The sequence below is a fragment of the Streptomyces sp. NPDC096339 genome (genome assembly GCF_044762985.1).
Lineage (GTDB): Bacteria > Actinomycetota > Actinomycetes > Streptomycetales > Streptomycetaceae > Streptomyces.
In genome coordinates this window covers 50,386-76,952 of the sequence record NZ_JBIWFI010000043.1, presented here as the reverse complement: position 1 = coordinate 76,952, position 26,567 = coordinate 50,386, and the positions used below count along the sequence as shown (strand labels likewise).

22 protein-coding genes and 1 pseudogene are annotated in these 26,567 nt (G+C 72.4%); 7 read left to right on the top strand and 16 right to left on the bottom strand.

What is annotated here, in order from left to right:
* Positions 1–159 precede the first annotated feature (159 nt).
* Genes ACIQ5Y_RS35230 through ACIQ5Y_RS35220 form a run of 3 tightly spaced genes read right to left on the bottom strand, consistent with a single transcriptional unit; the run spans position 160 to position 3,104 of the window.
* Complete coding sequence (locus ACIQ5Y_RS35230; RefSeq protein ID WP_403890045.1) at positions 160–1,416, bottom strand: Tm-1-like ATP-binding domain-containing protein; 1,257 nt, start codon at positions 1,414–1,416, stop codon at positions 160–162.
* A 59-nt stretch (positions 1,417–1,475) separates the two neighbouring features.
* Positions 1,476–1,970: an NUDIX domain-containing protein gene (locus ACIQ5Y_RS35225; protein WP_403890043.1), complete on the bottom strand. Its 495-nt coding sequence runs from the start codon at positions 1,968–1,970 to the stop codon at positions 1,476–1,478.
* Between the two features lie 30 nt (positions 1,971–2,000).
* Positions 2,001–3,104: a cation diffusion facilitator family transporter gene (locus ACIQ5Y_RS35220; protein WP_403890040.1), complete on the bottom strand. Its 1,104-nt coding sequence runs from the start codon at positions 3,102–3,104 to the stop codon at positions 2,001–2,003.
* A gap of 179 nt (positions 3,105–3,283) precedes the next feature.
* Here ACIQ5Y_RS35220 and ACIQ5Y_RS35215 point away from each other — a divergent pair, with 179 nt between their 5' ends.
* Genes ACIQ5Y_RS35215 through ACIQ5Y_RS35205 form a run of 3 tightly spaced genes read left to right on the top strand, consistent with a single transcriptional unit; the run spans position 3,284 to position 7,271 of the window.
* Positions 3,284–5,659 (top strand): FHA domain-containing protein, encoded by a 2,376-nt coding sequence (locus ACIQ5Y_RS35215; protein ID WP_403890037.1) that lies wholly within the window; start codon positions 3,284–3,286, stop codon positions 5,657–5,659.
* Complete coding sequence (locus ACIQ5Y_RS35210) at positions 5,656–6,288, top strand: hypothetical protein (protein WP_403890034.1); 633 nt, start codon at positions 5,656–5,658, stop codon at positions 6,286–6,288. Before ACIQ5Y_RS35215 ends, ACIQ5Y_RS35210 begins: the two co-directional genes overlap by 4 nt.
* Positions 6,288–7,271, top strand: coding sequence for a serine/threonine-protein kinase (locus tag ACIQ5Y_RS35205; protein WP_403890031.1), 984 nt, complete (start codon positions 6,288–6,290; stop codon positions 7,269–7,271). The genes ACIQ5Y_RS35210 and ACIQ5Y_RS35205 overlap by 1 nt, the downstream gene beginning before the upstream one ends.
* Positions 7,272–7,344: 73 nt before the next feature.
* Here ACIQ5Y_RS35205 and ACIQ5Y_RS35200 read toward each other — a convergent pair whose 3' ends face one another.
* A complete protein-coding gene (locus ACIQ5Y_RS35200) occupies positions 7,345–8,631 on the bottom strand; it encodes a streptophobe family protein (protein ID WP_403890028.1) in 1,287 nt (428 codons plus the stop codon).
* A 145-nt stretch (positions 8,632–8,776) separates the two neighbouring features.
* On the opposite strand from ACIQ5Y_RS35200, the pseudogene ACIQ5Y_RS35195 reads away from it, so the two are divergent.
* Both ACIQ5Y_RS35195 and ACIQ5Y_RS35190 read left to right on the top strand, forming a co-directional pair.
* A pseudogene (locus ACIQ5Y_RS35195) lies at positions 8,777–10,003 on the top strand (DUF6777 domain-containing protein); the annotation flags it as partial.
* A gap of 827 nt (positions 10,004–10,830) precedes the next feature.
* Positions 10,831–11,499 (top strand): hypothetical protein, encoded by a 669-nt coding sequence (locus ACIQ5Y_RS35190; protein ID WP_403890025.1) that lies wholly within the window; start codon positions 10,831–10,833, stop codon positions 11,497–11,499.
* A 978-nt stretch (positions 11,500–12,477) separates the two neighbouring features.
* Here the strand turns inward: ACIQ5Y_RS35190 and ACIQ5Y_RS35185 are convergent.
* From ACIQ5Y_RS35185 to ACIQ5Y_RS35175, 3 genes are all read right to left on the bottom strand, one after another.
* The gene (locus ACIQ5Y_RS35185; protein ID WP_403890022.1) at positions 12,478–12,843 is read right to left on the bottom strand and encodes a hypothetical protein; all 366 of its coding nucleotides are present in this window, start codon (positions 12,841–12,843) and stop codon (positions 12,478–12,480) included.
* Positions 12,844–13,073: 230 nt separating this feature from the next.
* Positions 13,074–13,991 carry a C40 family peptidase gene (locus tag ACIQ5Y_RS35180; RefSeq protein WP_403890020.1) on the bottom strand — a complete coding sequence of 306 codons (918 nt, stop codon included), beginning with the start codon at positions 13,989–13,991 and terminating at the stop codon, positions 13,074–13,076.
* 34 nt (positions 13,992–14,025) lie between these two features.
* The gene (locus ACIQ5Y_RS35175; RefSeq protein ID WP_403890017.1) at positions 14,026–15,267 is read right to left on the bottom strand and encodes an SPFH domain-containing protein; all 1,242 of its coding nucleotides are present in this window, start codon (positions 15,265–15,267) and stop codon (positions 14,026–14,028) included.
* Between the two features lie 188 nt (positions 15,268–15,455).
* On the opposite strand from ACIQ5Y_RS35175, the gene ACIQ5Y_RS35170 reads away from it, so the two are divergent.
* The gene (locus ACIQ5Y_RS35170; RefSeq protein ID WP_403890014.1) at positions 15,456–17,513 is read left to right on the top strand and encodes a SpoIIE family protein phosphatase; all 2,058 of its coding nucleotides are present in this window, start codon (positions 15,456–15,458) and stop codon (positions 17,511–17,513) included.
* Between the two features lie 183 nt (positions 17,514–17,696).
* Here the strand turns inward: ACIQ5Y_RS35170 and ACIQ5Y_RS35165 are convergent, their stop codons facing one another.
* The 3 genes from ACIQ5Y_RS35165 to ACIQ5Y_RS35155 form a co-directional block, all read right to left on the bottom strand.
* Positions 17,697–19,655: an ABC transporter permease gene (locus tag ACIQ5Y_RS35165; protein ID WP_403890011.1), complete on the bottom strand. Its 1,959-nt coding sequence runs from the start codon at positions 19,653–19,655 to the stop codon at positions 17,697–17,699.
* Between the two features lie 204 nt (positions 19,656–19,859).
* Complete coding sequence (modA, locus tag ACIQ5Y_RS35160; RefSeq protein ID WP_403890008.1) at positions 19,860–20,681, bottom strand: molybdate ABC transporter substrate-binding protein; 822 nt, start codon at positions 20,679–20,681, stop codon at positions 19,860–19,862.
* 18 nt (positions 20,682–20,699) lie between these two features.
* A complete protein-coding gene (locus ACIQ5Y_RS35155) occupies positions 20,700–21,095 on the bottom strand; it encodes a molybdopterin-binding protein (RefSeq protein WP_384581036.1) in 396 nt (131 codons plus the stop codon).
* A 134-nt stretch (positions 21,096–21,229) separates the two neighbouring features.
* On the opposite strand from ACIQ5Y_RS35155, the gene ACIQ5Y_RS35150 reads away from it, so the two are divergent.
* Complete coding sequence (locus ACIQ5Y_RS35150) at positions 21,230–21,634, top strand: RNA-binding S4 domain-containing protein (protein WP_403890005.1); 405 nt, start codon at positions 21,230–21,232, stop codon at positions 21,632–21,634.
* 38 nt (positions 21,635–21,672) lie between these two features.
* On the opposite strand, the gene ACIQ5Y_RS35145 is transcribed toward ACIQ5Y_RS35150, so the two are convergent.
* The 6 genes from ACIQ5Y_RS35145 to ACIQ5Y_RS35120 all read right to left on the bottom strand — a co-directional run bounded on the left by ACIQ5Y_RS35145 (position 21,673) and on the right by ACIQ5Y_RS35120 (position 26,544).
* Complete coding sequence (locus ACIQ5Y_RS35145) at positions 21,673–22,083, bottom strand: PTS-dependent dihydroxyacetone kinase phosphotransferase subunit DhaM (protein ID WP_403890002.1); 411 nt, start codon at positions 22,081–22,083, stop codon at positions 21,673–21,675.
* Positions 22,080–22,685, bottom strand: coding sequence for a dihydroxyacetone kinase subunit DhaL (gene dhaL, locus ACIQ5Y_RS35140; RefSeq protein ID WP_403889999.1), 606 nt, complete (start codon positions 22,683–22,685; stop codon positions 22,080–22,082). The genes ACIQ5Y_RS35145 and dhaL overlap by 4 nt, the downstream gene beginning before the upstream one ends.
* A gap of 56 nt (positions 22,686–22,741) precedes the next feature.
* Positions 22,742–23,746 carry a dihydroxyacetone kinase subunit DhaK gene (dhaK, locus tag ACIQ5Y_RS35135; RefSeq protein WP_403889996.1) on the bottom strand — a complete coding sequence of 335 codons (1,005 nt, stop codon included), beginning with the start codon at positions 23,744–23,746 and terminating at the stop codon, positions 22,742–22,744.
* A gap of 97 nt (positions 23,747–23,843) precedes the next feature.
* On the bottom strand, positions 23,844–25,424 hold the full coding sequence (locus ACIQ5Y_RS35130) for an FAD-dependent monooxygenase (RefSeq protein ID WP_403889993.1): 1,581 nt from the start codon (positions 25,422–25,424) through the stop codon (positions 23,844–23,846).
* Positions 25,425–25,536: 112 nt separating this feature from the next.
* Positions 25,537–26,178, bottom strand: a complete 642-nt coding sequence (locus ACIQ5Y_RS35125) for a TetR family transcriptional regulator (RefSeq protein WP_403889990.1) — start codon at positions 26,176–26,178, stop codon at positions 25,537–25,539.
* Positions 26,179–26,256: 78 nt separating this feature from the next.
* Positions 26,257–26,544, bottom strand: coding sequence for a hypothetical protein (locus ACIQ5Y_RS35120; RefSeq protein WP_403889987.1), 288 nt, complete (start codon positions 26,542–26,544; stop codon positions 26,257–26,259).
* Positions 26,545–26,567: the final 23 nt, after the last annotated feature.

Sequence of the window (26,567 nt, the reverse complement as noted above, 5' to 3'; positions counted from 1 at the left end):
GCCCCCGCCCGCCGCGGCGCGGTGGCGCGGGCCCCGGGGGGGGGGGCCCCCCCCCCGGCCCCCGGGGGGGGGGGGGGGGGGCGGGGGCGCCCCCCCCCCCCCCCCCCACCCCCCAGGACACTTTTCCGCCACGGCCGGTTCCCAACCGGGCGGGTCGTCTCAAGCAGCGGCCGACACTGCGCCGATCATGTCGTGCAGACGGTCCGCCGCGGCGCGCCCGAAGGCCGGGTCGTTGATGTGAGTGTCGTAGTCGTGGAGCCGGGCGGCGCTGCCCCGCAAGCCGTCGCGCAGCGCCGAGAACAGGGCCCGGTCCGCGGCCGGGTCGTGGTAGGGCCCGCCCGGTGCGCCGAGCGTGGACAGTCCGCGGAGGGGGACGCACACCTCCGTGGGGCCGGTGGCCGTACGGAGCTTCGCGGCGACCCGGCGGCCGAGCTCCGCGCATTCGGCCTCGGTCGTACGGATGACGGTGATGGACGGGTTGTGCACACGGACCCTGCGGTACCGGACGCGTTCGGGCAGGGTCTCCACCGGCCCGAACTTGACCATGTCCAGTGCCCCCAGGCTCACCACCTGCGGAATCCCGGCCCGCCCGGCCGCGCTCAGCCGGTCGGGACCCGCCGTGAGGATGCCCCCGCACAGGTCGTCGGCGAGCTCGCTGAGGGTCAGGTCGAGGACGCCCGCGAAGACGCCCTGGCCGGCCAGGGTCTCCAGGGTGCGGCCGCCCGTGCCGCTGACGTGGAAGACCAGTACCTCGTAGCCGAGTTCCGTCAGCCGCTCCCGGGCCGCGTCCACGCCGGGCGTCGTCACGCCCGCCATGCTCGCCGCGACCAGCGGCCGCGAGCCCGTTCCCAGCCGCTCCGGGCGGCGCAGGTCGAGGGAGGCCCTGGCGAAGCCCTTGGCCATCCCGGCGGCGGCCTCCGCCGCGTTGGCGAGGACCGGGGCGGAGATGCTGTTGATCCCCGCGATGTCCACCACGCTGTACATCATCGTGATGTCCGAGGAGCCGACGTACGGGGACACGTCCCCGGACGCCATGGACGAGACCATCAGTTTCGGTACGCCGAGCGGCAGCGCGCGCATCGCCCGGGTGGCGATGGAAGTGCCGCCGCTGCCGCCGATCGCGAGCACCGCGTGCAGCCGGCCCTCGGCGTGCAGGCGTAACAGGGTCGCCTCCGCGCCCCGGGCCATCGTGGTGACGGCGTCGCCCCGGTCGGCGGCCGTGCGCAGCTCGGACAGTTCGGCCCCCGCTGCCCGGGCCACCGCTTCTCTGGGCACGTCCGCGGGCACGCGGGGTTCGCCCATGATTCCCGTATCGACCAGTACCACCTCGACGCCGGCGCGCAGCAGCCTCTCGCGCAGCCAGCCGTACTCCACACCCTTGGTGTCCAGGGTTCCCACCAGCACGACGTTCGTCATATGTGCAATGTCCATGCAGGTGGGGTTTGATGGCAAGTAAAGGTCGGGTCAATGTCCGATCAATCCTCCAACAGGGTCAACAGTCGATCCAGAAACGGAACCTGACCGGGGATCAATTTCGACTGCGCCGCCGCTGGATCGAACCAGGCCACCCGGTCCAGCTCGGGGAACCGGCGTACGGTTCCGGAGTGCGGCGGCCACTCCAGGGAGAACGTGCCCGGCACCATCAGCGCGGGGTCGAGGTCCGCCTCCACCGCCCAGATGGTCACCAGCTTGCCGCTGCTGAGGCGTACGTCGCCGAGCGGCAGGTACTCGCCCTCCGGAGGGGGCATCCCGAGCTCCTCGGTGAACTCCCGGCGGGCCGCGTCGCGCGGTGTCTCGTCCGGTTCGTACTCGCCCTTGGGGATGGCCCAGCCGCCCACGTCCCGCCCGGACCACAGGGGGCCGCCCATGTGGCCGAGCAGGACCTCGATCCCGTGATCGGACGGGGGTCCCGCCGCCCCGCCCGTGCGCCGGAAGAGAAGCAGACCGGCACTGCGTTTCCCGTGGCTCATGCGGACATGTATGCCCCGCCGGACACGGACTCAGTGGTCGTGCGGGCCCTGACGGTGGACCGGGCCGTGCGCGTCCGCGCAGTGGGAGTCGGCCGGCCCGTCGGGGGTCGCTTCGCCCGGGCGTCTGACCGTGAGCAGCGAGTCCTGCACGTGGTCCACCTGGAGGGTGGTGTGCGTGATCCCGTACTCCTTGGCCAGCAGCCCCTCCAGGTCACGCCGCACCGCGTGGCAGTCACCCCCCGGTTCCACGAGCACGTGCGCGGAGAGCGCCGCCTGGCCGGAGGTGATGGTCCAGATGTGCAGGTCGTGCACCTCGGTGACCGGCGGCCGGCCGACGAGCCGGTCGCCGACCGCGTCCGGGTCCACGTGGGCCGGTGCGGCCTCCAGCAGGATCCGGCCGGACTCGCGGATCAGCCCGTAGCCCGCCTTGACCATCAGCACCACCACCACGAGGGTGGCGATGGCGTCGGCCTGCCGGAAGCCGGTGGTCAGCACGATCAGACCGGCCACGGCGGTCCCGATGAAGGCGAACAGGTCGTTCAGGATGTGCTGGAACGCGCCCTCGACGGCGAGGGACGAACGGTTCGCCCGGGAGATGCACCAGGCCGCCACCACATTGACGACGATGCCCGCGAGCGCGGTCACCAGGACCAGGCCGCCCTCCACGGGAGGCGGATCCATCAGCCGCCGCACCGCCTCGTACGCCAGCCAGGCCCCCAGCAGGAGCAGGGTCAGGCCGTTGGCCTGCGCGGAGAGTATCTCCGCGCGCTTGAGCCCGTACGTGAAGCCGCCGCGGGCCGGCCGGGCCGCCAGCCGCATCGCGATGAGCGCGAGCACGATCGAGACGGCGTCCGTCAGCATGTGGGCCGCGTCGGAGATCAGGGCCAGCGACTGGGCCACGATGCCGATGACCACCTCGGCGGCCATGAACGCGGTGATCAGGCCGAGTGCGATCGCCAGCCAGCGGCGGTCGGCGTCGGCGGACACGCCGTGGCTGTGACCGCCGGGGCCGTGCCCGTGATCGTGCCCGTGGCCGCCGCCGTGCCGCGCCGTGCCGTCGTGCGCGTGCCCGGCCTCGTCGTGAGCGTGATCGCTCCCGTGCCGGTGGTCGTGAGCCTGGTCGAGCCCAGACATGGGGTCCCCCGTCTCCATCGCACACCCGTGTGTTCGGGTCCGTCGCTCGAAGTGAACCGCACCCGGACGAGATGGGCAAAGGCTGCAACGGGGACCGTTGTCATTACTCATAAGAGGCCTTTGACCTGCGGTGATGCCGCGCCGCTGCCGCGTCGATCAGATCGTGGGAAAATCTGCTCATGGTCCAGCGCCCCGGTGTGCCGACCGCACCCGAGCTCGTCCTGGAAACCGACCTGGGCTCCACACGGATGAGCCCGGGCCGGAGCTATCACGTAGGCCGAGACCCCCTCTGCGAGATCTGCCTCGACGACGCCCGCGTCTCCTGGCACCACGCGATCCTCCGCCCCGAGGGGGACCACTGGACGATCGAGGACGAGGGCAGCACCAACGGCACGTGGGTCGACGGCCACCGCGTCCAGGAGTGGAGCGTCGGCGTCGGCACCGAACTCCGCTTCGGCAGCGTCGAGGACGGCCCCCGCGCCGTCGTCGTCGGCCGGACCCCCACGGCCGCGGGCGCCGCCCGGCCGTCCCGCGTCTCCAACCCCGGCATGACCAGCACCTTCCGGCAGCCGACCACGGTGCGCCCGCTGGCCCCCAGCACCGCCGTGCGCATCGGCCGCGCCCCCGACAGCGACCTCGTCATCGACGACCTCGTCGTCTCCCGCCGGCACGCCGAACTGCGCTCCCTCCCCGACGGCACGTACGAGATCGCCGACCTCGGCAGCCACAACGGCACCTACCTCAACGGAGCCCGCATCGACGGGGCCGCCCGGCTCTCCGAGGGCGACATCGTCGGCATCGGCCACTCCGCCTTCTGCCTCGTCGGCGACCAGCTCCAGGAGTACGTCGACACGGGCGAGGTCTCCCTCGACGTCGAGGACCTCAAGGTCACCGTCGACCAGGGCCGCAAGACCCTCATGGACGGCGTCTCCTTCCCCGTGGGCGCCAAGTGCCTGCTGGCCGTCGTCGGCCCCAGCGGCGCCGGCAAATCCACCCTGCTCGGCGCGCTGACGGGCCTGCGCCCCGCCGACAGCGGCAGCGTCCTGTACGACGGCCGCGACCTCTACCGCGACTACGCGGAACTGCGCAGCCGCATCGGCCTCGTGCCCCAGGACGACATCCTGCACGCCCAGCTCACCGTGCGCCGCGCCCTCGTGTACGCCGCCGAACTGCGCTTCCCGCAGGACACCGCCAAGGCCGAACGCGAGGCCCGGGTCGACGAGGTCATCCGCGAACTCGGCCTCGTCCAGCGGGCCGACCAGCCGATCCACAGCCTCTCCGGCGGCCAGCGCAAACGCGTCTCCGTCGCCCTGGAACTGCTGACGAAGCCCTCCCTGCTGTTCCTCGACGAACCCACCTCCGGCCTCGACCCCGGCATGGACCGCTCGGTGATGCACATGCTGCGCGGCCTCGCCGACGACGGCCGCACCGTCATCGTGGTCACCCACAGCGTGCTCAGCCTCGACGTCTGCGACCGGCTGCTGTTCCTCGCCCCGGGCGGCCGCGTCGCCTACTTCGGCCCGCCCCAGGAGGCGCTGTCCTTCTTCGGCTTCGACGAGTGGCCGGAGGCCTTCGAGGCGTTCGAGACCCAGCAGGACCGCGACTGGGCGGGCGCCTACCGAGCCTCACCGGAACACGGCCGCTACGTCGACGTCACGGGCGGCCGGCCCCGGCTCGCCGCCCAGGCCTCGGAGCCCGCCCGGGCCGCGCCCATGCCACCGCCGAAGGCGCAGAGCTGGGGCTCGCAGCTGTCCACCCTGATCCGCAGGTACGCCGCCGTGCTCAGCGCCGACCGGACCTTCCTCGTGATCATGGTCGCCCTGCCGTTCATGATGGGGGCCATGGCCCGCGCGCTCGCCGGCAGCACCCTCACCGCGGAGACGGCCCTCAACGCCCTGCTCATCCTGACCATCGGCGGCGTGCTCACCGGCGCCGCCAACGCCGTCCGCGAACTCGTCAAGGAACGCGTGATCTACCAGCGCGAACGTGCCGTCGGCCTCTCCCGCTCCGCATACCTGATGTCCAAGGTGGTGGTGCTGGGCACGATCACCGTCGCCCAGGCCGTCGTGCTGACCGTCGTGGCCCTCGGCGGCGTGAACCTCAACGCCCCGAAGGGCAGGGGCGTCGTCATGCCACCCCTGATCGAGATCACCCTGGCCGTGGCCCTGCTGTCCTTCACCGCGATGATGCTCGGCCTGCTGATCTCCGCCCTGGTGCGCAAGGAGGAGGTCACCATGCCGCTGCTGGTCCTCCTCGCCATCGTCCAGGTCGTCTTCTGCGGCACCCTGCTGAAGCTCTACGACGTCGCCGTCCTCGAACAGGTGGCCTGGTTCGCGCCGGCACGGTGGGCGATGGGCGCGATGGGCGGAACCATCGATGTCGGCGCGATCGTCCCCGGCAAGCTCACTCAGGACCCGATCTTCGACCACAGGACCAACGTCTGGCTGGTGAGCATCGCCATGCTGCCGGTCCTGTCCGTGCTCTTCGGACTGCTGGTGTCCCGGCTGCTGCGTCGGCACGAGCCGGCCGTCATGCGGAAGCAGCCGAAGCGATGACCTTTCCCGACGCCGTCGCGGACTTCAATCCGACCCACGTCGTCCCCCAGGACGGGATGCCGGCCTGGGAGTACCCCGACGCGACCCGGCCCACCGTCCCCCTCGACCCCTTCCTGCCCGTGCAGCTGCTGTCCCGCAGCGGGGACTGGGGCGAGGTGCTCTGCGCCAACGGCTGGTCCGCCTGGGTGGACGGCCGACTCCTGATCGCCGTACCGCAACCGCCGCCCACGGCCGACGGGCGGCAGCCGGCCCGGGGCGAGGACCCCAGGCCCCAGCTCGCCCGCAGTACCCAGACCGTGGAGCGCTACCGCCGGGCCGTCGAGGAGCTCGCGTCGGGACGCATCGACGCCGAGGCCTTCCGCCGCTCGGTACGGGGCCTGCGCGCCGGGATCGTGCTCGACGGGGAGGCGGTCTGGCTCTACGACGAGGCGACCGGACGGTGGTTGTACGGGGACGGCACCCACCTGAGCACCTACGCCGTGGCCGCGGGACCGGGCGCCTCACCCGACGCGGAGACCGACCCGCTGGGCGTCCAACTCGACGTACTGGACGACGGCGCCGACGTACCGCCCGCCGGACCGGTGGGGCACGCCCCGACCCAGATCGTGAAAGACCCCGGGACCAAGTGATGGGCGAGTCGCCCGGTGCGGGGCCGGCTCCCGGCCACCCCTCCGACCTGCGGGGGAAGCAGATCGCCGGATACCTCGTGGAGAGCGAGATCGGGCGCGGCGGCATGGCGGTCGTCTACCGGGCCCGGGACCTGCGGCTCGACCGGACGGTGGCGCTCAAGCTGCTGGCCCCGCAGCTGGCGCACGACGACACCTTCCGGCAGAGGTTCGTCCACGAGTCGAAGGTGGCCGCGGCCATCGACCACCCGCACATCGTGCCCGTGTTCGAGGCGGGGGAGACGGAAGGGCTGCTGTACATCGCCATGCGCTTCGTGGTCGGGCAGGACCTGCGGGCCATGCTCGACCGGACCGGTCCGCTGCCGGTGGGGACCGCCGCCCGGATCGCCGGGCAGGTCGCCTCGGCGCTGGACGCGGCCCACGACCACGGCCTGGTCCACCGGGACGTGAAGCCCGCCAACATCCTCGTCGCGGCGGGCACGGACAGCGAGCACCCCGAGCACGTGTACCTCACGGACTTCGGCCTGACGAAGAAGTCGCTGTCGCTGACCGGGTTCACGACGGCCGGGCAGTTCGTCGGGACCCTGGACTACGTGGCGCCGGAACAGATCTGGGGGAAGCCCGTGGACGGCCGCTGCGACGTCTACAGCCTCGGCTGCGTCGTCTACGAGACCCTCGTCGGTTCGCCGCCCTTCCGGCGCGACGACGACATGGCCCTGCTCTGGGCCCACCAGTACGATCCGCCGCCCCCGCTGAGCTCCAGCCGGCCGGGCCTGCCCGCCGCGGTGGACGAGGTACTGGCGAAGGCCCTCGCGAAGTCGCCGGAGGACCGCTGGGACACCTGCCTGGAATTCACCGGAGCCCTGCGCCGCACGGACACCGGCCCCGGGGAACGGGCGGAGGACGGACCGAAGGCCCCTTCACCCCCTCCGCCCGTGCCGACGCCGCCGCGCTGGGCCCTGCCGGTGTTCCGCAGGCCCACCTGATCCGACCTGATCCGACCTGATCCGGCCTGCCGAGGGATCCGGCCTGCCGAGGGACTTGCCGCCGAGGGACCTGTCAGCGCCGCACCGTCTCGGCCGGTTCGTCCACCCGGCCGCCGCGGTGCAGGGGGCGGGCCAGCAGGGCGCCGAGGAACCCGGCCACCGCGCCCCAGAGGAGCGCCAGGCCGACGGTGCGCCCCAGGACCGCGCCGAACTCGACCGTGCCGCCCAGGCCGTCCACGTCGCCGATGCCCAGGAGGGACAGCCCGAACCGGGCCTGTACCCCGGCCAGCAGGCAGACGGTGAGCGTGCCCAGGGCCAGGGCCACGCCCAGGTGGAGCGCGTGCTGCCAGGGGCGCACGTGCGCGGGGGAGCGTACGGCCGTCAGCACGCCCGTGCCGAGCAGCAGCACGGCGGCGACCACCACCAGCCACCACGCCCGCGCGTCCCGTTCGGCGAGGGAGGCGACGTCGATGGTGGAGAGGTCCGGACCGCGCAGGGCCTGGTCCAGCAGCTGCGGCATCGGCAGTCCGAAGGGCCCCTCGACCTTGCCCTCCCAGGCGCCGCCGAAGCCCAGGGTCAGCGCGGGCCAGACGAGGTTGGGCAGCCCGAGCAGCAGCACGGCCAGGGTTCGCGCGGCATGGCCCTGGGTGGCGGCCACGACCAGGCCGACCACGATGCCGAGGACCACGTACGAGAGGAGCAGTACGACGGTGGCGAAGGCGGCGGGGCGCAACGCCGTGTGGAAGCGCACCAGCCGGGCCGGCAGCGGAGCGCGGCGGGAGACGAGCAGCGCGACGAGCAACAGCCCCAGGATCCACAGCAGTCCGAAGAGGAGCGTGGGGCCCAGGTCGCCTTCGAAGCCCACCTTCGGCGCCGAGTCGAGGAGTTCACCGATCTGCCCGAGAGGGTTGTCCCCGGTGGAGATGGCGAAGGTCTGGCGGGCGAGCAGCGTCACGCCCGCCAGTACGAGGAGCCAGATCACCACCAACGGGACGGCCCTGCCCAGGAGTTCGCGCGGACGCGCCACCGCCCGGTTGTGCAGGGGACGCAGGAAGAGCCAACCGGCCGTGAGGGCGCCGGCGAGGCTCACCGACAGCGGCAACAGGGACAGGCTCGCCTCGGCGCCCCCGAGTACGCCCGCGCCGCCCGTCACCTCCACGGACCCGCCGGCCGCCATCACCACCACGGCGGCCACGACCCGGGGGAACGCGCCGCCCGGCAGATCGCCCGCATCGGCACAGGCCAGCCCGGCCGCGGCGACGGCGGCCATCACGACGAAGGCCGCCAGGACCGCCACCAGGGCGTCGCGCAGTGCCCCCACGGAGCCCCCCGGCGATGGTGATCGCGTCGTATGGCTCACCCTGCCACCGTAGGCAGGCTCGGCTTGCGGGCACCACCTGAACGGCGCACACAATGGTCCGGCAGGGAACTCCTCCTCCTGGGAAGAAGAGCCCGTGACCACGCAACCTTCCGGCAGCCAGCCGCCGTCACCAGACCGCCCCTCGGTGCCGCCCTCCGGCCGCCCCACGGGGCCGCCGTCCGGCCCGCTCTCGGGCGGGCAGCAACCGCCGCCACCTCCACCGTCCGCGCCGCCCGGCGGCCCGGGCGAGCCGGGAGGCCCCGGTGGCCCGGGCGGTCCCGGCGATCAGGCGAAGGGCCCCTGGTGGCGATCCGTACCCCGGCTCGCCACCGTGCTCGTCGCCGTGGCCGCGGCCGTGGCCCTGGCCGTGGTGCTGACCCGCCCCAGCGGTACCCCCCAGGCCGACCGCGAGGTGTTCCTCCAGCCGGTCGCGGCCTCGGGTCCGGACCCCTTCACGGAGTCGACGGTCACGAAGGAGGGCGCACAGCCGCCACCGGAGAGCACCCCGCCCTCCGCGCAGGGCACCGCGACGGCCACACCGGCGGGCACCCGGAGCATCAGCGGGTCCTCGCCGGGCGTGTACGGGGGCACGAAGAACTCCGCCACCTGTGACGTGGAGAAGCTGATCAAGGACCTCTCGGCGGACCCCGCCAAGAACGCCGCCTTCGCCTCGGCCCTGGGCATCCAGCCCGCGGCCGTCCCGGCCTACCTCCGCTCGCTCACCTCGGTGCAGCTGCGGATGGACACCCGGGTCACGAACCACGGCTACCAGAACGGCAAGCTCACCGCCTACCAGGCGGTGCTCCAGGCCGGGACGGCCGTCCTGGTGGACGACCGAGGGGTGCCGCGGGTGCGCTGCGCCTGCGGGAACCCGCTCGGTCCGCCGGTGGCGCTGCAGGCCAACCCGAAGCGCTACGGACAGGTGTGGAACTCCTACCAGCCGTCGCAGGTCGTGGTCATAGCACCGGCGCCGACGGTCGTGCACAAGTTCGTGATCTACGACCACCAGGACCGGCGCTGGTACGAGCGCAACCGCGGCGACCACCACGGCAAGCACGACAGGCCGGTCCCGCCGCCGGTGATCGTGACGCCGACCGTGATCCCGCCGACGCACACCCCGACCCGGACGCCCACGCCCACGCCCACGTCGACGTCGACCCCGACCTCGACGTCCACCTCCACCAAGACGCCGACCCCGACCTCGACCCCCACGTCCACTCCGACGTCGACCTCGACCTCGACTTCCACCCCGACCTCGACTCCGACGTCCCCGACCCCGTCCGGGACCTCGACGTCGCCGAGCCCGTCGGTCTCGCCGTCGGGATCCGAGTCGCCCTCGAAGTCGCCTTCGCAATCGGCGTCCGAGTCCCCGTCCGCCTCCGTGTCCCCGTCGGGATCGCCCTCGGTGTCCCCGTCCGGATCCGCCTCGCGGTCCGCTTCGGAATTCCGGTCGGCGTCACCGTCGGCATCCCCGTCGGAAACCCGGGCACGGTCCGTCTCCCCGTTCCCTTCGCCTTCGGTCAAGCGGAGCCAGGCGGAACCAGTAACTCCGGCTCCGCGGACATCGGCGGTGCCGGAGCCTGAACCGTCGGCCACGGCCCGGCCCCAGCTGCCGAGCGCGCCGCCCCAGGTGTCACCCCTGCCCCCGAAGCCGTCACCGCAGCCGCCGTCACCGCGTCCCCGCCCCACGCAGGGCGGCGACGGAGGCACCGGCAATGACAACGGTGGCAACCAGAACGGCGGTAACCAGAACGGTGGCAATCAGAACGGCGGTAACCAGAACGGCGGTAACCAGAACGGTGGCAACCAGAACGGTGGCAACCAGAACGGTGGCAACCAGAACGGTGGCAACGGCAATTAGAACGGAACGCGGCAGTAGATGACCGGACGCGCCCCGGTCGCGGCAGGTGGCCCTCACCCTCCGCGACCGGGGTCGTCACTGTAGGTTCCGATTTGACTTGTCGCCCGGCGCTGCACCGACCTGCGATTTTGGGTGGCCCCGTTCGAGAGTGCTGTGGACGGTCACGTAATTCGGCTCTGTCTGGGATCTTGTGACGGCGGCCCCACGGCGGGAGCGGCGGAACCTGTCCAAGGCCTGACCCCCAGGTATGTGGGTTGCGTACGCGGCCGGTCGCCCCGTCAACGGCTTTCGTGACAAAGTGTTCTTGATCAAGAACAGAGGGGCAACGGGGGTACGAAGTGAAGCACTGGGGACGGCTGTCGCTATGCGCGATGACGGTAAGCGTCTTGGCAGCCTGCGGCAGCGGCGACCCGAGTGCCGGGCCGGGCAGCTGGGGTGGCGGGAAGCCTGAGGCCGTTGCACAGCCCGGTCCTTACCGGGTGGTCCCGCCGCCCACCCTGCTCAAGGGAAAGTACAAGGAGACGGAGCACGCCGAGCCCGATCAAGCCCTCGCCCGCCGCCTCTCCGACTGGATCGACAACCCGGTCCCCGTCTTCGCGGCCTACGAGGGGCCCTCCAGTCCCGATAAGAACAAGGCCGCGGACATCCTGACCGTCACTGGTGTGCACGGGTTCGTGCTCAGCCCGGTACAGGCGCGCACTCACATGCTGGACACGCTGGACCGCCGATGGGAGTTCCCGCAGGAAACGGTCGTCGGCCCGCGCGCTATCACCCCCTCCGGCGGCGAACCCCTGTCGTGCCGTGTGACAAAGAGGCGTCACGAGGCCGGCCAGTCGTTCGTCAGCCTCGAACGCGAATGCACCTGGGCAGACGAGTCAGCGGTCATCGCCGTCGCCGGAAGCGTCGACTTCGATACTCCGCCAGCCTCCATCAACCTTGACACGTTCGCCGCAACCGTGGCCACCATCCGCAACGAAGTAAGCAAGCGGATCGCCGCCAAACCCTGACCGGCCGTCCCCGAGGGGCCCCCGTCGTTCGCTCGTGGGGGCCCCTCGGGCACGCAGCGACGACCGGTTCAGGTGTCCTCGTAGATCTCCCCACTTGATGAGCCTTGCCTCCTCGTGGCTGTTTCGGAGGTCGGTGGGGTAGTCCGCCGGGTCGAGGCTGAGGTTCGGCGAGATCTCCTGGCGTGTCTCTCGGTCTTCGCATGCCAGGAACGCGGAGAGGCAGGCCGATCGGTACTCGTTGCGGAGATCGGCAAGCGCCTCCAGTGCCGCTTTGCTCTCCTCTGTGGGCATTCCCCGCCGCAAGTCCTCCATGGAGGCGTACTGGAGCGCTGGGCGAGCGAAGTACCAAGCCATGCCGGCACCGACCTTTTCGGGGTCGGAACCGGTCCGCATGTAGTCGATGATCGCGGCCTGGATCGGGCGGTAGCCGCAAGCTGTGGCCAGGGGCTGGATGAGTTGTCGTATGCCGCTTCGGCACTGATCGTGCATGGCGGCATGAATGAGGAGACCGGCGTGCTGCCGTGTCGCCGCGGGATCTTGGGCTGTGGCCTCGCCGAGCTGGTGGCGCTTCACCTCGTTGCGGTGGTACTGGTGCTCCGGCTCGGTCGGGGAGTATCTCCAGTGACATTCCGTGGCCCTCCCTGGTCCGGATCGTCTCAGCCCAATGAGAGCCTCGGCTCAGGCTAGGCGTCAGACCTGCCTGAGAGTCAGCGAATCGGCCGGCGCCTGAACTCCAGAATTCTTGTGCTGAGACGTGGTGTTCACGCGGCCAGTGGTTCTGGTTGGGTGGTTGAACCGTGTAGTGGCATTGGTCGCGGATGAGGGCTCACAAGACGTCGAGGCGGCGCCGGGCGAGGGCGAGGATCGCCGGCTTGTTGAAGCGGCGCATCCGTAGGATGACGTCATGACTGCCGATGTCCCGCTCACCCGAGAGTCGTTCCGGCAGCTCCAGCCGATCAACGTGCCCAGCCCGGTCTCTCAGTTGCCGGATCGTGTCTGGACTGACGAGGTGCGGCGAATACGGTCGCCATCCGTACCGACCAACTGGAACGGCCGGGCCGCGATCCCCACGACATCGTGGGTGAAGTCAGCGATCAGAATGCGGGCGAGCTCCAGTCGACTCTCGTAGGCCACGAGTCGGCCCGTCGTCGAGACGTGGTACCTCCCCGAATAGTGCTTTCGGCCCCGGTACCAACGGAACTCGCGTACCGGCATCCCGCCGGCCACGTCGTCCACCGGGATCCGGCCGAGGTCGGCTTCGACCAGCCGTCCGTCGGCCCGTCGATACGTTCCCCGAACCGTCCGACTATCTGTCGCATCTTCTTCGGTTGCGCCGGTCCCCATGGCCACCCCTTCGTGTCCGATGTCTTCGACACCAGGACACTGGCCCCCACCAGCGCTGGCCTGACCGGAAAGGCGGGCAAACCAACCGAAGGACTGGACCACAGTGCCCCAGCATGACGCTGGGGCACCGAACCGGGTGGAGACTCAGCCGAGCGGGTCGGACGACAAGTCAATGACAAGTCACTCGGACAACGACATCCCTATTCGGAACTACAGTCACGGTGACGCGACTAGCGGACCCGGCCGTACATGTTCGGGTTGTAGGCGCTGAAGCTGGAGACCCGGACGTTCTTGCCGGGGCGGGGGGCCTCCAGGTACTGGCCGTTGCCGAGGTAGATCGCCACGTGGTGGATCCCCGACGCCGATCCGTTCGAGGACCAGAAGACCAGGTCGCCGCGGCGCAGTTCGGAGCGGGAGATCGGGCTGGTGGCACGGTACTGGTCGGAGGCGACGCGGGGGAGGGAGATGCCGGCGCTGCGGTAGGCGGCCTGGACCAGGCCCGAGCAGTCCCAGCCGTGGGGGCCGTTGCCGCCCCAGACGTAAGGGTCGCCGAGGTGGCTGTTGGCGAAGGCGATGGCTCCCTCCGTGCCCTGCCGCACCGGGGTGCCGGAGCCGGCGGAGGAACCCGAGGAGCCGGAGGAGCCGGAGGAGCCCGAGGAGCCGCCCGGGCCTGCCGAACGGCCGGTGTTGCGCTCGTACTTGTCACGGTGGCTCGTCCAGCGCCACCAGCCCGTGGCGTCCTTGTACCAGTAGACGCGGTCCGTCGCGTCCCAGCCCGCGCGGCCGCGGAAGGTCGGCTCGGAGGTTCGTACCGGCGTCGCCGCCGTAGTCGTCGGACCGGAAGCGGCCGAGCGGCCGCTCGTCTTCGACAGGTACTTCTCGTAGTGCGAGGTCCAGCGCCACCAGCCGGTCTCGTCCTCGTACCAGTACTTCGAGCCGTCCCAGCCCGCGTGGGCCGGGGCAGGCTCGGCCGAGGCGGTGCCCGCGCCCGCACCCATCAGCAGGGTCGCGCCGATCGCGGCGACCACGGCTCCGCGCACGGTGCAGCGACGGCCGGAAGCCGAAGCGGTCAGGGCCGTCGTACCGACCGCGCAGCCGGCGCAATCGCAGCTGTCGGGTATTTCCTCGGTGAATTCGGGCGTGCGCATGCGTGATTCCCTTTCCCTCGGGGGTGTCGTTGCTTCAGCGGGCGTCGGCGGCAGGGCCGCGCGCCGTGTAGAAGGCCACGGTCAAGTCCTTGACCAGGGCCTTGCGTTCGTAGTCGTCCAGGCTCACGAGCCCGCGGTCGGACATCCGGTGGACGGTGTCGTCGACCGCGTCGATGACGGAGGTCAGGACGGAGTCGCGGTGGCGGGCGTCGATCGCGGCGATCCGGCGGCGCTGCATCGCGGCGGCGACCTCGGGGGCGTACTCGACGCGCAGCGGCCGCGCGGAGAACACCTCGACGCCGACGGACCGGCACTCCGCGGCGAGCAGCCGGGTCAGCTCCTCGCCGACGGCCTCCGTGTCGCGCAGGGTCTGCGGCCCGGCGCCTCCGTCGCCGTCCGGCGGCCGGAAGGAGTCGGCCGGCATCCGCGAGAGCACCCGGGCGGTCGCGGCCTCCACCTGTCCGCGCAGGTAGGAGGCGTGGTCGTCGACGGCGAGCAGTGCACGGGCGGTGTCCTTGACCCGCCAGACGACGAGGACCACGGAGCGCAGCGCGGTGCCCTCGGCGTCGACGACGGAGAGCGGCTCGCTGCGCCAGTGCCGCAGCCGTACGTCGACCCGCGCGTGCCGCGGCAGCGGATTGGACCAGATGAGTCCGGTACGGCGGATCGTGCCGCGGTAGCGCCCGAAGAGGGTCAGCGCCCACGCGTGGCCGCTGCGGCCGCGCCGCAGCCCGCCGAGGGCGGCGACCGCGACGGCGGCGCAGCAGGCCAGGGCGGCGAGCGGCCAGACCTCGGCGGGGGTGGTGCCGAGGCGGAACTCCGCGTACCGCGCCAGGGCGGCCCCGCCTCCGGCGGCGAGCAGCGCGGCCGCCAGGGCCCACCAGCCGGAGCAGACCCGGGCGGGACGCTCGACGATCTCGGGATCGAGAACGGCGGGCAAGACCCGCCCCCGCGCCGCCGTCGCCCCGGGCGTCGGGGTGGGGCTCGTTCTCGGAGCGTCGGAAGGGGTCCGGTCGAGGGGGGCGGGAGCGTGGCCGTCGGCCCGGGCCGGCTGCTCGTCGCGGAAGAGCGGGGCGAGGACGACCGGGTCCCGGTAGAGGCGGACGACCACGCCGCGCGAGGTGGTGAGTGCGGTGGGTATTCGCCCGCAGTCGACGCCCTCCACTGCCGCGCCCTCCGCCGCCGCACCCTCCCCGGCCGGGGCGGGTGCGTCGTTCCTTCTCCCGCCCTCCACTGCTCCGCCCGGCACTCCGGTCGTCTTCGGCTCTCGCGACAAGCCACACCCCACACAGCCGTGGGCCCCAACCGTCCCGTGTCGGAGGACCGTTGACGCCACAAAAGATGATCAAGAACCTGTTGATCTTCGCGGAATAGTACAAGTGCGACATCCGGGAAAGGTCCCGACAGGCCGGGTCTTTAGTCCTTTTTCCTGCCGATACGACCGGAGGGTGAGACCCTGGCTGCATGGCCCAGAGGGGAAGGAACCCCGAGGTCGACTGGCCCGCGCGGCCGGACAAGAGCCTCGCGCTCAACCGCATGGGCACGTTCGACTGGGACCTCGGCAGCGGTCGGATGTATCTGGATCCCACCGCGCTGGAGGTCCTCGACCTGCGCCCGGACGAGTTCACCGGGACTCCCGCCGGACTGCGCTCGCGCATCGCCCCGGCCGAGGAGGCCCGGCTCGACGCCCGCGTCGCGCAGGCGCTCAAGGACGGCCGCAGCCACTACGGGGCGTACGTGCGCAGCCGCCGCCGGGACGGATCACCGGCCTGGACCCACATCCAGGGCCACATCCTGCGGGAGCCGGACGGCCGCCCGTACCGCATCATCGGGATCCTCCGCGACGCCGCCCACGACCCAGGCGAACCCGGCGCCGCCGGGGACCAGGCCGAGGGGCGGCGCCGGATGACCGGGGTCGTGGAGCGGACCACCGCGATCCTCGCCCACGCCCGCACCGTCAACGACGTCACCGACGTCCTCAAGGACCCCGCGGCCCTCGGACACCTCGGCGCGGTCAGCGTGATGCTGGGCGTCGTGGACGGCGGCCGCATCCACCTGGTCGCCGAGGGGCAGCTCGGTACGTACGTGCCCGAGATCGAGTACACGCGGATCGACGCGCAGTTCCCGATGAGCGAGGCCGTACGCACGATGCAGCCGGTCTACCTGTCCTCGCGGGAGGAGTTCCCGCGCCGCTACCCGCTGCTGTGGCCGTACATCGAGCCGCTCTCCGTGCGCAGCGGGGTCTATCTGCCGCTGATCGCCCAGGGCAGGGTCATCGGCGCGCTCGGGCTCCTCTACGCACGCGAGGGCGATTTCACCGCGGAGGAGAGGAACGTCCTCATGGCCCTCGGCAGCGGCATCGCGCAGAGCCTCCAGCGGGCCATCCTCTTCGAGCAGGAACACGACCTGGCCGAGGGCCTCCAGCGAGCCATGCTGCCCCGCAGGATCCCCGAGGTGGCGGGCGCGCAGATCGCCGTACGGTACCGGTCCGCACGGATGGGGCGCGACATCGGCGGCGACTGGTACGACGTGATCCCGCTCGGCGAGGGCCGGGTCGGGGTGATGATCGGCGACGTGGAGGGGCACGACACGGACGCCGCCGCCGTCATGGGCCAGCTGCGCATCGTGTTGCGCGCGTACGTCGTCGAGGGGCACACCCCGGGCACCGCGATGGCCCGCGCCTCCGCCTTCCTGCGCGAACTGGCCACGGAACGCTTCGCCACCTGTACGTACGTCGAGGTCGACCTCACCACGGGCATGTTCCGCACGGTCCGCGCCGGCCACCTCGACCCGATCGTCCGGCGCGGCGACGGCAGCTGCCACCGCATCCAGGTGGCGGGCGGACTGCCGCTCGGACTGCCCCCGCGCGAGCACGGGGAGAGCGGCTCCGGCTACCCCGTCACCAGCCTCGAACTGCATCCGGGCGACACCCTGCTGCTGTGCACGGACGGCCTCATAGAACGGCCCGGCGCGGACTCCGACGCCGGGATGCGGGAGCTGATGGAGGCGGTCCACACCGGCCCCGCGGACGTCGAGGAGCTCGCCGACGTCCTGTGCGACCTGGTCGGGGACTCCGGCGGCGGGGACGACATGGCCCTGCTCCTGTTGCGCCGCCGTGGCACGCCCCCGGCGCGCGGCGGCGGGCCGCTCAGCCAGAAGCTGGAACCGGGCGACGCACAGGCCCCGGCGATGGCCCGCCACCTGATCCGGGCGGCGGCGGCCGCCTGGGGCGCCCGGGACCGGGCCGACGAGATCGAACTGGCGGCGGACGAGCTGATGACCAACGCCCTCGTCCACACGGAGGGCGGCGGCCAGGTCAGCATGCGGCTCACCGCGGCCGGCCGGATCCGGATCGAGGTCGAGGACTCCAGCAGCGCCCTGCCGAGGCGCCGCGAGGCGGGCGACTGGGCGGTGTCCGGGCGCGGCCTGATGCTCGTGGACCAGCTCTCGGACCGGTGGGGCGTGGAGCCCCGGGGCGCCGGGAAATGCGTCTGGTGCGAGTTCGCCGCGACCGCCGGCTGAAGGATCGGGGCTCCGCCCCGGACCCCGCGCCCCAAACGCCGGCGAGGCTGGATTTCCAGCCCGTCCGGCGTTTGAGGACCGGGGTCCGGGGCGGAGCCCCGGGGAACGGAGGAAGGGCGGGTAGGGGACGGCTCCGCGCAGCGGCGGCCGCCCCCGGACCACGGCCGGGCCCCGGCCCGCCCGTTACAGCCGTACGAGCGTGACCTCCGTGGCCTTCACGCTGGTCCACACCTCGGAGCCGTCGACGATGCCCAGTTCCGCGGCCGCCTCCGGAGTGATCTCCGCGACCACGTCGGGAGCCCCGTACGAGGAGACCAGCACCCGCAGCCGGCTGCCGACCGCGGTGATCTCCCGTACGGTGCCCTGCCAGACGTTGCGCGGGCTGCCGGTCGGCTGCTTCCGGTGCACCGACACCGCCTCCGGGGCGATGATCGCGAGCGCCTGAGCCCCCTCCGGAAGCCGCTCGGCGACGACGAGCCGGCCGCCGGCCTCCAGGGCGAGCCCGTCGGCCGACGCCGTGCCCGGCCAGGCGTTGCGGCCCAGCATCCGGGCCACCCACGGGGAGCGCGGGTGCCGCGTCACCTCGGCGGGGGGCGCGTCCTGCAGGGTGCGCCCGTCGGCGAGTACGAGCACACGGTCGGCCAGCGACACCGCCTCCACGGGATCGTGCGTGACGATGAGGCAGACCCCGCCGAAGCCGGCCAGGTGCCTGCGCAGGGTGTGCCGCACGTGGGCCCGCGTCGTCTGGTCGAGGGCGGCCAGGGGTTCGTCCAGCAGCAGCAGCCGGGGCCGGGCGGCCAGCGCGCGGGCCAGGGCCACCCGCTGGGCCTGGCCGCCGGACAGCTGGGCGGGCTTGCGCTGCGCGAGGTGGCCGACGCCGAGCCGGTCCAGCCAGGCCTGCGCCTCCCGCCGGGCCTCGGCCCGCGGCACCCGGCGGGCCCGCAGCCCGTACGCGGTGTTGGCCAGGGCGCTCAGGTGCGGGAACAGGGCGCCGTCCTGCGGGACCCAGGCCACCTGCCGCTGGTGCGGGGGAAGCGCGGTGACGTCGGTGTCGCCGAGCCGCAGGTCGGCGCGGGCGCGGGGGGTGAGGCCGAGCAGGGCGCGCAGCAGGGTGGTCTTGCCGGCGCCGTTCTCGCCGACCACGGCGATGGTGGTCCCGGGTTCGGCCTCGAGGGTCAGTTCGTTGAAGCCGGTGACGGTGGCGTGCAGGCGCCAGTGGCCGTCGGCGGGTACGGGCTCTCCGGCAGGCTCCCCGACCGGGGTCGGGGCCGCGGTCGGGGCCAGGGGCATCGGCTCGTCGGCCGTCACACGGGACACCGCCCCGCCGGCCGGGTCGGAGGCGGCGGTCGGAGTGCTCGTCCAGCGCCCGCGCAGGGCGATGAGCACGGCCATGGCGATGGCGAGGAGCAGCAGCGAGACGGAGGTGGCGGCCTCGGGCTGGTCCTGGAGCAGCAGGTACACCTGGAGCGGCAGGGTCTGGGTGGTGCCGGGCAGGTTCCCCGCGAAGGTGATGGTCGCGCCGAACTCGCCGAGCGCCCGGGCCCACGTGAGCGCGGCGCCCGCGATCAGTCCCGGGGCCACCATGGGCAGGGTCACGGTGAAGAACACGCGGACCGGCGGGGCGCCGAGGGAGGCGGCGGTCTCCTCGTAGCTCTGCTTGAGACCGCCGAGCGCGCCCTCCAGGCTGATCACGAGGAACGGCATCGCGACGAAGGTGGCCGCCAGTACCGCGCCCGACGTGTGGAAGGGCAGGGTGATCCCGAAGTTGCCCTCCAGCCACGGGCCGATCAGCCCGCGGCGCCCGAAGCCGAGCAGCAGGGCCACACCGCCGACGGTCGGCGGCAGCACCATCGGCAGCAGGACCAGCGAGCGGACCAGGGCCTTGCCCTTGAACTCGACGCGGGCCAGCAGCCACGCCAGCGGCACACCGAGCAGCAGTGAGAGTCCGAGCGCCCAGAGGGACACCACCAGCGACAGCCGCAGGGCCTGGAGCACACCGGGGCTGGTGAGGTGGGCGCCGAGCTCGCCCCACTGGGTGCGGGTGAGGATGCCGATCAGCGGCAGCAGCAGGAACGCGACGGCTACCAGCGCGGGCAGCGCCAGGGTCACGGGAGGCCGGGTGCGGGTGCGGAAGGTGCTCATCAGGTTCCTGGCTGGGGCGGACGGCGGACGGCGGACGGCGGATGGCGGGCGGCGGGCGGCGGCGGGCGGACGCCGTGGGAAGCGTACGGGGCGGCCCGTGCAGGCGGACCGCTTACGACGGGAAGGGGCGGCGACGCCAAGAAGGACTGCCCGTCCCCCCTCGGACCGGGCAGTCCCTCTTGGCGTCCGCGACGTGCGGAGGCGTTACGGCTTCTGGAAGCCCGCGTCCTGCAGGATCCGCTGACCCTCGGGGCTGCTCAGCCAGGCCAGGAACGCGGCCGTGGCCTCGGCGTTCTTGGACGCCTTCAGCGCGGCGGCCGGGTAGGAGGCGACCACGTTCTGCTCGTCCGGGATGTCCACGGAGGCGACCTTGTCACCGGACTTGATGGAGTCGGTCTTGTAGACGAGACCCGCGTCGGCCTCGCCCAGCTCGACCTTGCTCAGCACGGCGCGGACGTTCGGCTCCTGCGAGACCGGCTTCACCTCGATCTTCTGGGCGTCGAGGATCTGCTTGCTGTACTTGCCGACCGGGACCTCGGGCGCGGCGAGCACGACCTTGATCTTGGTGTCGGCCAGGTCCTTCAGGGCGCCGATCTTGTACGGGTTGTCCTTGCCGGCCACGATGACCAGGCGGTTCTTGGCGATGATGGTGGCATCGCCGGTCTCGGCCTTCAGGCCGTCCATGGTCTTGGTGTCGGCGGTCACCAGAGCGTCGGCCGGGGCACCCTGCTTGACCTGGGCGGCGAGCTCCTGCGAACCGGCGAAGGAGAGGGTGATCTTCGTGCCCGGGTGGGTCTTCTCGTACACGGTCTTGGCCGTGTTGAAGACGTCGGTGAGGGACGAGGCGGCCAGGACGGTCAGGTTCGCGGCGGGCGCGGCGGGGGCCGAAGCGGAGGAGCCGGAGCCGGCGGCGTCCTTCTTCTCGCCGTCGTCGCTCTTGCTGCAGGCGGCCAGCGGTACGAGCAGGGCCGCGGCGAGAACGGCGGTGGTGGCGCGACGGCGGGCCGGGGTGGAAATCAGGGACATGAGCGGTTACTCCTCGGTTCAGATGCGATCTATATGCACGCTGGTGGACTTCACGCGGGCGGTGGCCCGCATTCCGACCTCCAGCCCCAACTCCTCCACGGCCTCACGGGTGAGGAGGGAGACCAGGCGGTGGGGACCCGCCTGGATCTCGACCTGGGCGGCCACGTCGCCGAGCCGGACGGCCGTGACGATGCCGGGAAAGGCGTTCCGTGCCGAGGTGTACGGCTCCCCGTCCTCGATGTGGGCACCCTGTCCCACTTCGATGGAGAAGGCGGCCAGGTCGCGGCCGTTGATCAGCCGACGGCCGGTCTCGTCGCGATGGGTCGTGACCCGGCCGGCGTCGGCCCAGCGGCGCGCTGTGTCCGGGCTGACGCCCAGCAGCCGTGCCGCCTGTCCGATTGTGTAGGACTGCATGTGCGACAAGGTAGGGGCAGGCGTCGCGCATTTGCAATCTCATCAGGATGAAGTACCTGGTAGTTGCGATTCCGCTTGTCGTAATCGCCAAAAGTCGTTCCGCTTTGACCTGTTCGCCTCGATAGAGTCGGGTCATGGCTGAAGAGGTATCGGGAACGGGCACGGGCGTGGACACGGGCACGGTGCGGGTCGACGCGTGGATCTGGTCCGTGCGCCTGACGAAGACCCGCTCGATCGCTGCGACCGCCTGCCGGGCGGGTCACGTGAAGGTCAACGGGGAACGCGCCAAGCCCGCCCAGTCGGTGCGCGCGGGCGACGAGGTGCGGCTCTTCCACGCCGGGCGGGAGCGGATCGTGGTGGTCCGGCGGCCCGTTTCCAAGCGGGTGGGCCCCCCGGTCGCCGCGGAGTGCTTCATCGACAACAGCCCGCCGCCGCCGACCCCGGTCGAAGCCGCGGTGGTCGGCATCCGCGACCGTGGCGCGGGCCGCCCGACGAAGCGTGAGCGCCGCGAGATCGAATCCCTCCGCGGCCGGCCGTAGCCTCCGCCGGCACGGAGGACACGGCCCGCGCGAGAGGGTCAGGACTTGCGGTACGCGTACGCCTCCGCCGCGGCCGAGGCCACGGCGGAGGCGGGGGCTCCGGTCGAGGCGGTGATCAGGGCCGCCACCGCGCCCTCCACGAACGGGGCGTCCGCCAGCAGCGAGCCCTCGGGGAGTTCGGCCTCCGCCAGCAGGGCCTTCACCGTCAGTACCGAGCTGCCCAGGTCGACCAGCAGCACGACCCCGGCGCCGCGGTCCACCTCGGCCGCGGCCGCGAGGATCCGCTCCGCGCTCGTGCCGAGCCCGCCGTCCGCCGTCCCGCCCGCCGCGGCCAGCGGGGCCACCGGGCCGCCCGCCGCCAGGCCGCGCGCCAGTTCCGCCACCGACTCCGCCACCGACGCGCTGTGCGATACCAGCACGATGCCGACCTGGCCGCCGCCACCCGTCACAGGACGCCGTCCGCCACGTCGGCCAGCGCCCCCAGCAGCAGTGCCGACGAGGTCGCGCCCGGGTCCTGGTGGCCGATGCTCCGCTCGCCGAGGTAGCTGGCCCGGCCCTTGCGGGCCTGCATCGGCACCGTCGCCAGCGCCCCGTTCTCCGCCGCGTCGGCGGCCGCCCGGTAGGAGGTGCTGAGCCCGGCCACCCCCGGTACGAGCGCGTCCAACATCGTCGCGTCGCCCGGCGCCGCCCCGCCGAGCTGCGCCACCGCGGCCACCCCCGCGTACAGGGCCTTCCGCAGTTGGGTGTCGGAGACCTCCGCGGCCTCCCCGAGCTCCTTGCCGGTGCGGCGCAGCAGCGTCCCGTACAGCGGCCCCGACGCGCCGCCCACCGTCGAGATCAGCGTCCGCCCGGCGAGCTGCAGCACCGCGCCCGGTGTCGCCGGGGCCTCCGCGTCCAGCGCCGCGAGCACCGCCGTGAAGCCGCGCAGCAGATTGCTCCCGTGGTCGGCGTCCCCGATGGGGGAGTCGAGCTCGGTCAGCCGGTCCGCCTCGCGCTCCACCGCGGCCGCCGCGGCCGTCATCCAGCGCCGGAAGAAGTCTGCGTCACGCACCGGTTCTCCTCGCCTCGACCCGACTCGTACTGCGCGGTCCACCGACACCATACGAGTCAGCGGCCCCAGCGCAGCGCCGCCGTCTGGACGGGCGCGTCCCAGAGCCTGAGCAGTTCCTCGTCGACCCGGCACAGCGTGACCGAACACCCCGCCATGTCAAGCGAAGTGACGTAGTTGCCCACGAGGGTCCGCGCCACCGGCACGCCCCTCGCCGCCAGCAGCCGCGCCACCTCCGCGTGGAACCCGTACAGCTCCAGCAGCGGAGTCGCGCCCATCCCGTTGACCAGCACCAGCACCGGCCCGTCGGCCGGCCCCACCTCCCCCAGCTCCTCCAGTACGGCCCCGACCGCGATCTCCGCGATCTCCCGGGCCGGCATCATCGCGCGCCGCTCCCGTCCCGGCTCGCCATGGATCCCGACCCCCAACTCCAATTCCCCGTCGGGTAGTTCGAACGTGGGGCTGCCCTTCGCCGGGGTGGAACAGGCGGTCAGCGCCACCCCGAAGCTCCGCGACGCCCCATTGACCTTCCGGGCGATCGCGGCGACCCGCTCCAGCGGCGCCCCTTCCTCGGCGGCGGCCCCGGCGATCTTCTCCACGAAGAGCGTGGCCCCGGTGCCGCGCCGCCCGGCCGTGTACAGGCTGTCGGTCACGGCGACGTCGTCGTCGACCAGTACGCGCTCCACCCGAAGGCCGTCCTCCTCGGCGAGTTCGGCGGCCATGTCGAAGTTCAGCACGTCCCCGGTGTAGTTCTTGACGACGAACAGCACCCCCTGCCCGGAGTCCACGGCCCCGGCGGCCCGCACCATCTGGTCGGGCACCGGAGAGGTGAACACCTCCCCGGGACAGGCGGCGGACAGCATCCCGTACCCCACGAACCCGGCGTGCAGCGGCTCGTGCCCGGACCCGCCCCCGGACACCAGCCCGACCCGGCCACCGGCGCGCGCGTCGCGCCGTACGACGATCCGCCGCTCCACGTCGACGTCCAATTCGGGGTGGGCGGCGGCCATCCCCCGCAGCGCGTCGGCGACCACGGTCTCCGCGGAGTTGATCAGCATCTTCACGGGTGTCTCCTCATCCATGAGCGGGGCTGCGTACGCCTGACCGTGACGGTATGTCAGTCGGGCCCGCACCGACAGGAAGGCGGACCCCGCGGCCGGGTCAGCGGCTGCCGGGCCGGCCGAACCAGGTGGTCAGAGCGAGGCGGAGCCCGTCACCGGAACGGGTCGGCGACTCGCCGGGCGCCGCCGCCCAGGCGACGTACCCGTCGGGGCGGATGAGGATCGCGTCGGCGGGCGGGTTCGGGCAGCGGGCGGTGATCACGTCCACCCGGTCCTTCCAGCCGTCGGCGACGTCGGCCGGGGGCTGATCGCCGGAGAGGCGGAGCAGGAGCGGGCGGCCGCTCCGCATGAGTTCCGCGAGCCGCGTCGTGCCGGTCTCGGTGCCGGAGGTGGCGGTGTCCAGACGCAGATCCGGGGCGAAGCGTCCCGAGAGGGGATGCGCGTCGGTCGTCGGGTAACGGGTGTCCGTGCCCGCCATCAGCTCCGCGATGTGCCGGATGTTGGCCTTGGAGCGGAGCAGTTCGCCGAAGAGCTCCCTCAACTGCGTGATCTCGGGGCCGGGGGCCATGAGGGCCGTCTGCGCCTGGGTGTGCATGAACACCCGCCGCCCCACGGGATGGCGCTCGTCGTGGTAGGTGTCGAGGAGCCCGGGCGGCGCCCAGCCGTGGACCTCGGCGGCGAGCTTCCAGCCGAGGTTGGCCACGTCCTGGAGACCCAGATTGAGGCCGGGACCGCCGACGGCGGAGTGCACGTGTGCGGAGTCACCCGCCAGCAGGACCCGGCCGCTGCGGTACCGCTCGGCCAGCCGCGTGCCGCGGCCGACGAGGCGGCGCAGCATCCGCGGGCCGGACGAGGGCGGCGGGGCGAGCGGCAGGTCGGCGCCGAGGACCCGGCCCGCGCTGGCGCTCATCTCCTCCACCGTCATCGGCTCGTCCTCGCCTTGGGGTGAGGGGCCCCACTCGATGGTGCTCACCAGCGGGACGCCGCTCGGCGGCAGTGCGGCGAAGACGAACACGCCGTGCTCGGTACGGGTGTGCGTGAACGGCCGTATCCGGCCGTGGCCCGGCACGTCGAGTTCGCCGGTCTCCGGTACCACCATCGACGCCGGCAGCGTGGCGTGCGCGGACCGGGACACCAGGTCCGGCCCGGTCACGCCGGGGAAGGCGATGCCGGCCTGTTTGCGGACGGCGCTGCGCCCGCCGTCGCAGCCGACGAGGTAGCGGGTGCGCAGCCGGTAGTCCCCGTCGGGCCCGCGGACGTCGACGGTCACCCCGTCCTCGTCCTGGCGCAGCGAGGTCAGCTCGTGCCCGCGACGGATCGTCACACCGAGCTCGGCGGCCCGGTCTTCGAGGACTTCCTCCATGCGCAGCTGCGGGACTTGGAGGATGGACAGCGGGTTGTCGTCCAACTCGCCCAGGGGCAGCGGGAACGCGCCGAAGACGAAGTGCGGTACGGGCCGCGGAGCCCCGGGTCCTCCGCCCAGCCGCTCGTGGAGCCCGCGGTGGTCCAGAAACCTCAGCACCTGTCCGACCAGGCCGTTGGCCTTGGGCTCGACACTCCGCTCGGGCAGCCGTTCGAGGACGACCGGATGGACGCCGGCCAGGATCAACTCGCAGGCCAGCAGCAGCCCGTTGGGGCCGCCGCCGACGATGACGACGTCCGTCGTGAGGTCTGTGATCACGGGAATCTCCTTCTTCAGGGCATGCCGAGGGACGGCGCGGCGAACGCAGGCCGTCGGGCAAGGGCGTGGTGCGAAGGAAGGCGGTGGGTTCCGCCGGGAGTTCGGGGCGGTGTCAGGCCTGACCGGCCGAGGGGTCGGGCAGTCCGGTGGCGACGAGCCGCAGCGCGTCGCGCAGGAGCGGCGCCATCGGCACGGGTGGATCGCAGCGCAACCACTGCTCGGTGGCGGCGTTCAGGGCGGCCTGTACGGCGCCGCCCACCAGGCTCGGATAGAGGTCGCGGTCGGCATCGGTGCCGGTGCGCTCGGCCACCGCGACCGCGAACTCACGGGCCGCCGCCATGCCGCCCTTCAAGTACTCGCCCTGCAAGGCGAGTTCGTTCATCATCAGGCGAACGCCAGCGGTCCACTCCGGCGTTGGAGTGCGCTCCGGTCCCTCGAAAGGGGCCATCATCGCGCAGGTGATGGCGTCCCACAGCGGCTCGTCCGCGGGGCGCGTCCGCAGGGCGGCCGCGGCCTCTCCGGCACGGTCGACGCTGCGCGAGACGATGGCCTCGTACTTGCCGGAGAAGTAGTTGTTGAACGTCCTGGCGGACACGCCGGCTTCGGCGGCGATGTCCTCCACCCGTACGTTCTCCAACCCGCGCTCCACCGCGAGGCGCAGGGCCGCCCAGCTCAGCGCCTCGCGGGTCTGCCGTTTCTTGCGCTCCCGCAAACCGGTTGGGGAGTCGGGTGCGTGGGACCGGTCCGCCGTCATGGGGACTACTCTACAAAATCTTGCGGGCCGCGCAATATTGCGAGGCCGGCAATATTGCGCGGCCCGCAAAATTTGGGGTCAGGGGGCGTAGCGCTCGGGCATGACGTGTTCGACCCCGTCCAGCTCCCAGGTGCACCGGGGCCCGGTCGGGACCAGGTGCGGCTGGCGCACCATGATCCGGAAGGGGTGGGCCGGCTCCTCGGGCAGCACGCCCTCCAACACCGTGGTCCCCGGCTCGTGCTCCTCGCGGTGGGCGATGAGCTTGCCGTTCACGAGGAGCTCGATCTCACCCGTCCGGCCGGGCCCGACGTTGACGGTGATCGAGTGGTCGCCGTGGTCCACGTGGAAGTGGTGAGTGCGCGACATGGGACACCTCCACGGAGTCACGA